At 64.7% G+C, this 8,757-nt stretch carries 8 protein-coding genes and 1 pseudogene; 2 read left to right on the top strand and 7 right to left on the bottom strand.

The window, feature by feature from the left end:
* Positions 1–2: 2 nt before the first annotated feature.
* Positions 3–1,463 carry a cobyric acid synthase gene (locus ACSLE4_RS08610; RefSeq protein ID WP_435904050.1) on the top strand — a complete coding sequence of 487 codons (1,461 nt, stop codon included), beginning with the start codon at positions 3–5 and terminating at the stop codon, positions 1,461–1,463.
* On the opposite strand, the gene cbiB is transcribed toward ACSLE4_RS08610, so the two are convergent.
* The gene (gene cbiB / locus ACSLE4_RS08615; RefSeq protein WP_435904051.1) at positions 1,447–2,412 is read right to left on the bottom strand and encodes an adenosylcobinamide-phosphate synthase CbiB; all 966 of its coding nucleotides are present in this window, start codon (positions 2,410–2,412) and stop codon (positions 1,447–1,449) included. The two genes, ACSLE4_RS08610 and cbiB, sit on opposite strands and share 17 nt — an antisense overlap.
* On the opposite strand from cbiB, the gene cobD reads away from it, so the two are divergent.
* Positions 2,411–3,421: a threonine-phosphate decarboxylase CobD gene (gene cobD / locus ACSLE4_RS08620; protein WP_435904052.1), complete on the top strand. Its 1,011-nt coding sequence runs from the start codon at positions 2,411–2,413 to the stop codon at positions 3,419–3,421. The two genes, cbiB and cobD, sit on opposite strands and share 2 nt — an antisense overlap.
* On the opposite strand, the gene ACSLE4_RS08625 is transcribed toward cobD, so the two are convergent.
* The 6 genes and pseudogenes from ACSLE4_RS08625 to ACSLE4_RS08650 all read right to left on the bottom strand — a co-directional run.
* Positions 3,418–4,296, bottom strand: a complete 879-nt coding sequence (locus tag ACSLE4_RS08625) for a diacylglycerol/lipid kinase family protein (protein WP_435904053.1) — start codon at positions 4,294–4,296, stop codon at positions 3,418–3,420. The two genes, cobD and ACSLE4_RS08625, sit on opposite strands and share 4 nt — an antisense overlap.
* 80 nt (positions 4,297–4,376) lie before the next feature.
* On the bottom strand, positions 4,377–4,598 hold the full coding sequence (locus tag ACSLE4_RS08630) for a hypothetical protein (protein WP_069624498.1): 222 nt from the start codon (positions 4,596–4,598) through the stop codon (positions 4,377–4,379).
* 149 nt (positions 4,599–4,747) lie between these two features.
* Positions 4,748–5,524 (bottom strand): extensin-like domain-containing protein, encoded by a 777-nt coding sequence (locus tag ACSLE4_RS08635; protein ID WP_435904054.1) that lies wholly within the window; start codon positions 5,522–5,524, stop codon positions 4,748–4,750.
* Positions 5,525–5,976: 452 nt separating this feature from the next.
* Positions 5,977–7,797: a DNA ligase D gene (gene ligD / locus ACSLE4_RS08640; RefSeq protein WP_435904055.1), complete on the bottom strand. Its 1,821-nt coding sequence runs from the start codon at positions 7,795–7,797 to the stop codon at positions 5,977–5,979.
* Complete coding sequence (locus ACSLE4_RS08645; RefSeq protein WP_435904056.1) at positions 7,794–8,468, bottom strand: DNA polymerase ligase N-terminal domain-containing protein; 675 nt, start codon at positions 8,466–8,468, stop codon at positions 7,794–7,796. Before ACSLE4_RS08645 ends, ligD begins: the two co-directional genes overlap by 4 nt.
* Positions 8,469–8,471: 3 nt before the next feature.
* A pseudogene (locus ACSLE4_RS08650) lies at positions 8,472–8,757 on the bottom strand (hypothetical protein); the annotation flags it as partial.

The following is an 8,757-nucleotide window of genomic DNA, read 5'->3' on the forward strand; positions in this document are numbered from 1 at the left end:
CCATGTCCGCCCGGGCGCTCATGTTCCAGGGCACGGGCTCCGATGTCGGCAAGTCGCTGATCGTCGCGGGCTTGGCGCGCGCGCTTCACCTGCGCGGGCTAAAAGTGCTGCCGTTCAAGCCGCAGAACATGTCGAACAATGCTGCCGTGACGGAAGACGGTGGCGAGATCGGCCGCGCGCAGGCCTTGCAGGCGCGTGCCGCGGGCGCGGTCCCGAGCGTGCATATGAACCCGGTGCTGCTGAAGCCGCAGAGCGAGGTCGGCGCGCAGATCGTGGTGCAGGGACGCGTCTACGGACAAGCCAAAGCCGCGGATTATCAGGCACTTAAGCCCGAACTGATGGGCTTCGTGCGGGACAGTTTCGCGCGGCTCAAAGCGCAGGCCGACATCATTCTGGTCGAAGGCGCGGGCAGTGCCTCCGAGGTGAATTTGCGGGAAAACGATATCGCTAATATGGGATTCTCGCGCGCTTTCGATGTGCCAATAGTGCTCATCGGCGACATCGACCGCGGCGGTGTGATCGCCAGTCTCGTCGGGACCAAGGCGGTGCTCGATGCGGACGACGCGGCAATGGTCGTCGGCTTTCTCGTGAACAAGTTCCGTGGCGATCCCGCGCTGTTCGTCGGCGGCATGACGAAAATCGCCGAGACCACGGGATGGCAGGCGCTGGGGCTTATCCCATTCTTCGCCGAGGCGCGGGCCCTTCCTGCCGAGGATGCGCTGGCGCTGGACGCCGCGCGCGCCGAGAAACGAGGCGCCTCGCTCAAGGTCGCCGTGCCGATCCTGCCGCATATCGCCAATTTCGACGATCTCGATCCGCTGGATGCGGAGCCGGCCATCGAGCTGGTGCGCGTGCGCCCGGGCCAGGCGCTGCCCGGCGACGCGGCGCTGGTGATCCTCCCAGGTTCCAAGGCAACGCTGTCCGACCTGAAAGCACTGCGCGAGGCCGGCTTCGACATCGACATCGCTGCCCATCTGCGCCGTGGCGGTATTCTGCTCGGGCTGTGCGGCGGGTATCAGATGCTCGGCCGCGTCCTTCACGATCCGGACGGCATCGAGGGGCGTGCGGGCACCGCGCAAGGTCTTGGCCTGCTCGATGTGGAGACAACCGTCTCCAGCGAGAAACGCCTGGAGCCCGCACGCGGCACCACATTCGATGCTGCGCCCTTCTCAGGGTACGAGATGCATATGGGTGTCACCCAAGGTCCCGATTGCGCGCGGGCCTTTGCAACTCTCGAGAACGGCACATCCGAAGGCGCCATGTCGGCCGATGGCCGCGTCATTGGCACCTATGTGCACGGACTCTTCGCCGACGACCGTCAGCGTGCCGTTTGGCTCGCGCGCTTCGCCGCCGGCGCCACGCAGATTGCCTATGAGGCGCAAGTCGACGAGATCCTCGACCGCCTCGCCGCACATTTGGAAGCGCATGTCGATATCGACACGATGCTCACGTTATCGCGGTAAGCGCTGCGAGCACGATCACGAGGGCGATCAGCAGCCCGTCGGCCCGGCCGTAGAGATTGAGCGCGGCTTGGACGTCGGCTGCTTTGGCCTCGCGGCGTCCGTCGCCAAGCCATGCGCCTTCGGTCTCGTTGCCCGCGTAGCGGCGCGGCCCGCCGAGCGCGAGGCCGAGCGCGCCGGCCATGGCCGCTTCCGGGTATCCGGCATTGGGGGAGGCATGCTTGGGGGCATCGCCGAGCATCGTGTGCCAGGCGCGGCCCGCCGATGCGCCGCCCGACAGCGCCGCCGCCCCGACGATCAGCAGGCCCGAGAGCCGCGCGCCCGGCAGGTTGACGAGATCGTCGAGCTGCGCCGCGGGCTTGCCGAAATTCTCGTACCGCTCGCTACGATGGCCGATCATGCTGTCGGCGGTGTTGATCGCCTTGTACACGGCGCCGCCGGTCATGCCGACGAGCCCGATCCAGAACACCGGCGACACCACGCCGTCGGAAAAATTCTCGGCCAAGCTCTCGATCGCCGCCCGTGCGACACCGGCTTCGTCGAGATCGGCCGTGTCGCGGCCGACAATATGCGCCACCTCCTCGCGGGCCTTGGCCAGATTGCCGCTCTCCAACGCTTCGCCGACATTGGCCACATGCGCATAGAGGCTGCGTTGGGCGATGAACGCGCTGCACGCGATGCCGGCGAGGATCAGACCGAACGGCAGGAGCAGCAGCGCGGTTTCGACCACAAAAGCGATGGCGCCGACGATCAGCAGCAGAAAGAACAGGGCCATGGCGCCCGCCCGGCGGCGCGACTCGGCATCGGCGCCCTCACGGTTGAAACGCTTATCGAGAAAGCCGATGAGACGGCCCATCCAAGTGACCGGATGGCCTATTGCCTTCATCAGCCCCTCCGGGTAGCCGACGATGAGCTCGGTCAGCAAAGCAAGAAGTGCTAGCGGTGCAGCCATGATCCCTCCCCACTCACTCGCGCCGCTCGTCCATGGCGGCGATCTCGACGCGGCCCGAAAGCTGTTCCCTGGCGCCCCTGAGCCATTCCTCGACCTGTCGACGGCGGTCAATCCCCATCCCTACCCCATCCCGGAGGTTTGGCCCGAACAATTTGCGCATCTCCCGGATGCCGAGAGCCTCAATCTGCTCACAGGCTACGCCGCGACAGCCTATGCCGCGCCGTCGGAGGCCAATGTGGTTCCCGCACCGGGCAGCCAAATTCTGATGACACTCCTCGCCGGTCTGGTCTCCCCCGGTCATGCGGCCATCCTGGGACCGACCTACGCGGAACATGCGCGGGTCGCGGCGCTCGCCGGACACGAGGTGACCACCGTGAAGGAACTCGCACCGTTGGGCGATGCCGATCTCGCCATCGTGGTGAACCCGAACAATCCCGACGGGCGCATCTGTGGAAAGCATGAGCTCCTTCGTATCGCCGAGCAGCAGCGCGCGCGGGGCGGCCTCTTGATCGTCGATGAGGCGTTCATGGACGCAGGGCCGCGTGGCGAAAGTCTGGGTCTCCATGTGGAAGACGCGCATGTCGTCGTGCTGCGCTCCTTCGGCAAGTTCTTCGGTCTCGCGGGCCTCAGGCTGAGCTTCGCCTTGGCCGCGACGGAGCTGGCGGCGCGCCTTCGCGCAAGCCTCGGGCCGTGGCCGATCTCCGGTCCGGCACTCACGATTGGCAAGGCCGCCCTGTGGGATTGGGATTGGATCGACGAGACGCGCATGTCCTTAGGTCATGCGGCGGTCCGACTCAAGAAACTGCTTGCGGATGCGGGGCTCGAAATCGTCGGCTACACGGAGCTGTTCCACCTGGTGCGCAGCCCCGATGCGCAACAGATCTTCGAGCGGCTCGGCCGCGCCGGCATCTTCGTGCGGCGCTTCGAACAAGAGCCCGAGTGGCTGCGCTTCGGCCTTCCCGGCGCCGAGGCGCAGTGGTTGCGTTTGGAGACGGCCCTGCGCGCCTAGTCTTCGGCTCGCGGCACCAAGACCTGAAGTCCCTCCGGCTCGATCTCGACATGCACTTGGCTTGGGAGTTCGGGTGCGTCGAAGACCTCGTCGTCCACGCGCAACGGGCCGTCCGTCCAGAGGAGAGTCACCTTTTGGGCCTTAATCTCATCCAGGGGGATTGGCGTCGCTTCCGGCGCCGACCGCAGCCAGTCGATCATCTCCTGCTTGCGCGCCGCCGGCAGGTAGACGATGTCGAGGAGCTGATCGCCGGGCATCGCCGAAGGGCTGATCAGCATGCGGGGCCCCGTCATCCCGATATTCAGGATCTCCACGAAGATGAAGTCGCCCTCGATCCGGCGTCCGTCCGCGTCGAGGCTGACATGGCTTGGCGTGGCTGCTTCCAATATCTCGGCGAACAGCTCGCGACCTTGGGCGATCTGCACCTCCCGGGAACTCTCCGGCACGCCGATATCGACGACCTTAGCAAGCGCGCCCCAGCCGACGGATTCCAGAAACTTCCAACTTCCCCACGGTCCGGTTGCGCAGCCGATGTCCAGTCGCTTCCGCGGCGCCTCTTGAAGCCTTGCGATGATCTCCAGAATCTCGCCTTCGATGGCCAGACTTCTGGCGACATTGTTCGCGGTACCACCGGGCACAATCGCCACAGGCACCGTTCGGTCGGGAACGTGGCGTGCGACTTTGCCGACAGTGCCGTCGCCGCCAACGATGACGATCAACTCTGCGTCTAGCTCTGCGAGCGCTTCCTTGTAGTCGTCGTCCTTGGAGGAGAAATAGCGCGTCGCAAAGCCGGCGCGCTCGAGATGGTTCAGGAGTTCCTCGCGCGTATGGCGCCCTGAGCCGGCCGACGGATTGTGCAACAGAAGCGCGCGCATGGCCCTAACAACGAGAAGGGCGACAGGCTTGTTCCGTCCTGCGCCGGGAAGCGGATACTAAAGCGGGATCTTACGGATCGCTAGTGAGCCCAGCGCCGATTGTAGTGCTCGGCCAGTTCGAGATTGCCTTGCGCTTCTTCAGGCAAGAGCCTGGCGATCACCCCCATGGCGAGTTCGACGGAAATCTCGCTGGCGCCGCATTCCTTGAGTTGCTCGCGAAGCCAGCCATAGACTTCCTCGTCGCCGGCTTTCAGCCCGACGGCAATCTCTTCAAGCATTTGCACCAATGATTCGGCTGCCATCGCGCCCTCCAATCGAACCAAGCCCAAAGGCTTATGGCTGAGGTCATGCTCTCCTGGTGCGATTCTCCCGTAGCGACCATACCGCCTCTGTCGCCGATGCGGCGTTGCCGAGGGGCCACAGTCGGGTCTTTTCTCCCCGAGATGCCGGTTCAGTCCGAGCCAGGAGGCCCGGTGAAGGGGATCGGCTTGATGGACGCCGTGGACAGCGGGTCGGCCTCGTCCGCTTTGGCGAACAGGCCGCGGCGGGGCTGGGGACGGCAGTAATGACGCCCCTTGGACACGTTGGTGACCAGCAGATCGAAATGGAAATGATTGTAATGGTAACGGTCGCTACCCGGACCGAGCACTGTGTAAAACTCAGCGCAGGCGCCCGCGAACACCTCCTTGAGGAAAGCTTTCTCGCGGGCGGAGCCGCGCCACCAGCCCTTGACCACGGTGATCTGCGTGCCGTCGGAAAGACGGAAGCCGGCGATGTCGATGGCGTTGCCGTAAGCATGCTCCGACAGCGGCCCGCTACCGCGGCCGTTCCGCCCGCGGCAGCTATACGAGGCGATCTGCCTGATCTCCACCACCGGCTTGCCGAATTGGCGATAGGCGGCTTTCTGCACCGAGTTTTGGATCCAACGGTCCAGGCTCGCCGTGAGGGGGCAGCCGATGGTCGCTGTTGGCGTGATGCTGACGCGGCCGCCGAGCGCGCCGGAGACCTTGAGCGGCGCCCGGATGCTGCAGGCGCTCGGGCCGCTCTTGGCGGAGACCTGCTGAACGTAGGACGACGCGCGCACGCGGCCCGAGGCCATGCATTGGGCCTCCGCCTTGTCGCGCCACTCGGCCCGGCTTTCGCGCGGAACGCCGCCGCCGCCGCACCCTTCGAGAAGGACAGCCGCCACCATCAGCGCGGCCAGATACGCAATACGTGCCCCCACCATGAGGCCGACAATGGCCCAAAGGGTCTGAAAAATTCTTCAATGCGAAAGCCGGCACGAAGCCCAGATTTTGGGCAAAAAAGAAGGGCCGCCCGCGAGGGGGCAGCCCTTCCATTGTCGGCCGCGGTCTCGAAGGACCGCTTATGGGCGATGATGCGCCCTAGACCTCACCAGAGGCGAGCATCCAGGCCGTATCACCCTCAGACCGCGGGCTATGACAATGAGACACTGGATCACCTCCTTTCGATTGTTGATGGGATGGGCCGAATATAGGGCGGTCGGCACAAAAAAGGAACGGCGTCACATGGGCACATTCAGGTGAGGCCGAGCGCTTTTTTCGCCTTGGCCGTGATCGACTGGCGGGTGATGAAAAAGTCCTCCCAGGGGTCGGTCTTGAGGCGCTTCAGCCGGGCGGGCAGGGTCTTGACGTCATAGGGCGCGCCGCTATCGAGGCGCTACAGCTCCTCCCAGCGGAGCGGCGTCGCGACCGGCGCTCCCGCCTTGGCGCGGGTGGAGAAGTTGCAGATCGACGAGCCGCCGCGCTGGTTGCGCAAATAGTCCACGAAGATCTTGCCGACACGGGTGCGCTTTAGCGGATTCGCCGTGTAGCGGTCCGGCCGCGCGGTGACCAGCGCATCGGCGACCGCCTTGGCGAATTCCTTCACCTCGTCCCAGCCGACTTTCGGCGTGAGCGGCGCCACCAAATGCAAGCCCTTGCCGCCGGTGGCCTTGAGGAAGCTCTTGAAGCCGAGCTCGGCGAGGAAGTCGCGCACTTCTTGCGCCGCGGCGCGCGAGATCGCGAAGTCTAGGTCCTCGTCCGGGTCGAGGTCGAACACCAGACGGTCGGGCTTGTCGATCTTCTTGAGTGACACGCCCCAGTCGTGAACCTCGAGCGTGCCGATCTGCGTCAGCGCGAACAGCCCGTCTTCGTTCTCGATATAGAGATACGGCTTCTTGGTCTCGCCGCCGGGAATGGCGATCTGCTTGATCGCCTTGCTCATGCCCTTCATGGCGTGGCGCTGAAAGAAGCGTTCGCCGTCGACGCCTTCGGGGCAGCGCACCAGGCTGATGGGCCGCTTCGCCACGTAAGGCAGCATGACCGACGCAACGCTCTCGTAATAGCGCGCGAGATCGAGCTTGGTGAACCCGATCTCCGGATAGAGCAGCTTGTCGGGGCTCGACAGCGTGACATCGCCGAAGCTGACGCCGCTCGCCTTCGCGGTCTTCGCCTTTGTGGTCTTCGCCTTTGTGGTCTTCGCCTTTGTGGTCTTGGCCTTTGTGGTCTTGACCTTTGTGGTCACGATCTTCGTCTTTGCGGCCATCGCGGCCTCCTCACTCTCGTTGCCCTCGCGGATCACCGCACGCGCCGGCTTGTCCTCGCGCAAACCTTGAAAGCTCGGATGGCGCAGGCGCCCGTCTCGCGTCCACTCCGTGAAGTTCACCGCGCAGACGAGTTCGGGCTTGAGCCACACCGCGCCTTTGCCCTCGGCCGCAGGCACGCTCTCGAACGGCGAAGTCTTGCGGATGAGCGGCTTGAAACGTGCGGCAAGCGCTTTCAGATCGCGCGCGTTGAAGCCGGTGCCGACCCTGCCGGCGAAGATGAGCCCGTCGCCGTCATAGACGCCGAGCAGGAGCGCGGAGAACGGCTTGCCGCGCACGTCAGATTTGGCGAAGCCGCCAATGACGAACTCCTGCGACTTCGTGCACTTGACCTTGAGCCAGCTCTTGCCGCGGCCAGAGCGATAGGGCGCATCGGCGCGCTTCGACATGATGCCTTCGAGCTGCGCGCCGCAGGCATTGTCGAAAAAGGCGGGACCGTCGCCCACGACATGGTCGGAATAGATCAGAAAGTCGGACACGCCCTTCGCCGCCATCAGCTTGCGCAACGTCTCCTTGCGTTTTGAGAGCGGCTCTTTGCGCAGATCCTTGCCGTCGAGAGACAGAAGATCGAACGCAAAGTAGCGGATCGCGGGATCGGGCTTGTCGATGTGTTCTTGCAGCGATTTGAAGTCTGTCACGCCGGACGGCAGCACATAGGCGGCTTCGCCGTCGATCAGCGCGCTTACGCATGGCAGCGTGAGGAGCGCCTTGGCGATCGCCGGAAAGCGCACGGTCCAGTCGAGCCCGCTGCGGCTGAACAGGGTGACCTCGTCGCCCGCCTTGCAGGCCTCAATGCGGTAGCCGTCATATTTCAGCTCATGCAGCCACTCGGTGCCCGTGGGTACGTGTGCTTCGAGCGTGGCGAGCTGCGGCTCGACGAAAGGCGGCGCGCTCACTTTACGCGTGCGCTTGCCTTTGCCGTTCGCTTTTTGGGCGCTGGAGTTTTTTTTTGAGCCTTGTTGGAGGACCACACGGCGGAGTCGGCGCCGGTCTCGATCTCGTCCATGGTGCGGCCGCTGACCACGCTGGTGTCGTGGACTTCGGTCGGCTCCTCGCCGTCGCCGGCATGGTCGTCACGCTTTTTGATGAGAAGCCAGTTCTCCCGCTTGCCGCCGGTGCGGTCCTTCTTCATGCGCACGAGCACGTAGTCGCCGTTGAGGCGCTTGCCGTGCAGCCGGAACTTGAGGTCGCCCTTGGCGAGACCCTCGTCCGGATCGCCGATCGGCTCCCAGGTGCCTTCATCCCAGATCATCACCGGGCCGCCGCCATATTCGCCCTTGGGGATCACGCCTTCGAAGCCGCCATATTCGAGCGGATGATCCTCGGTGCGCACCGCGAGCCGCTTCTGCGCGGGATCGAGGCTCGGGCCGCGTGTCACGGCCCAGCTCTTGAGCACGCCGTCATGCTCCAGGCGGAAATCGAAATGGGTGCGCCTTGCCGCGTGCTTCTGGATGACGAAGCTGTCGCCCTTCTTGCGCGCACGTTTCGCACCCGGTTCGGGCGTCTTGGCGAAGTCTCGCTTCGCCTTGTAAGTGGCAAGGGGGTCTTCGCCTGGCGCGCGCGCCATCGCTTAAGCCGACTTCCGCTTCGCGGTGCGGCCGGTCTTCTTTGTCGAACGCGATGAGGCGGTCTTCTTCGCGCTTGCCTTCGTACCGCGACCGCCGCTCTTGCCCTGCTGCACGCTCTTCTTCAGGGCGTCCATGATGTTGATGACCTTGGCGCCGCCAGGCTGCTCGGTGACGATTTCCGGAGCCCGGTCCTCGAGCTTGGCTTGGATCAGCTCCCACACGGCTTCACGGTATTCGTCCTTGAACTGATCGGGCTCGAACTTGCCGGCCTTGCGCTTAATGAGCTCC

Origin of the sequence: Methyloceanibacter sp. (genome assembly GCF_051306395.1) — a bacterium.
Classification (GTDB): domain Bacteria; phylum Pseudomonadota; class Alphaproteobacteria; order Rhizobiales; family Methyloligellaceae; genus Methyloceanibacter.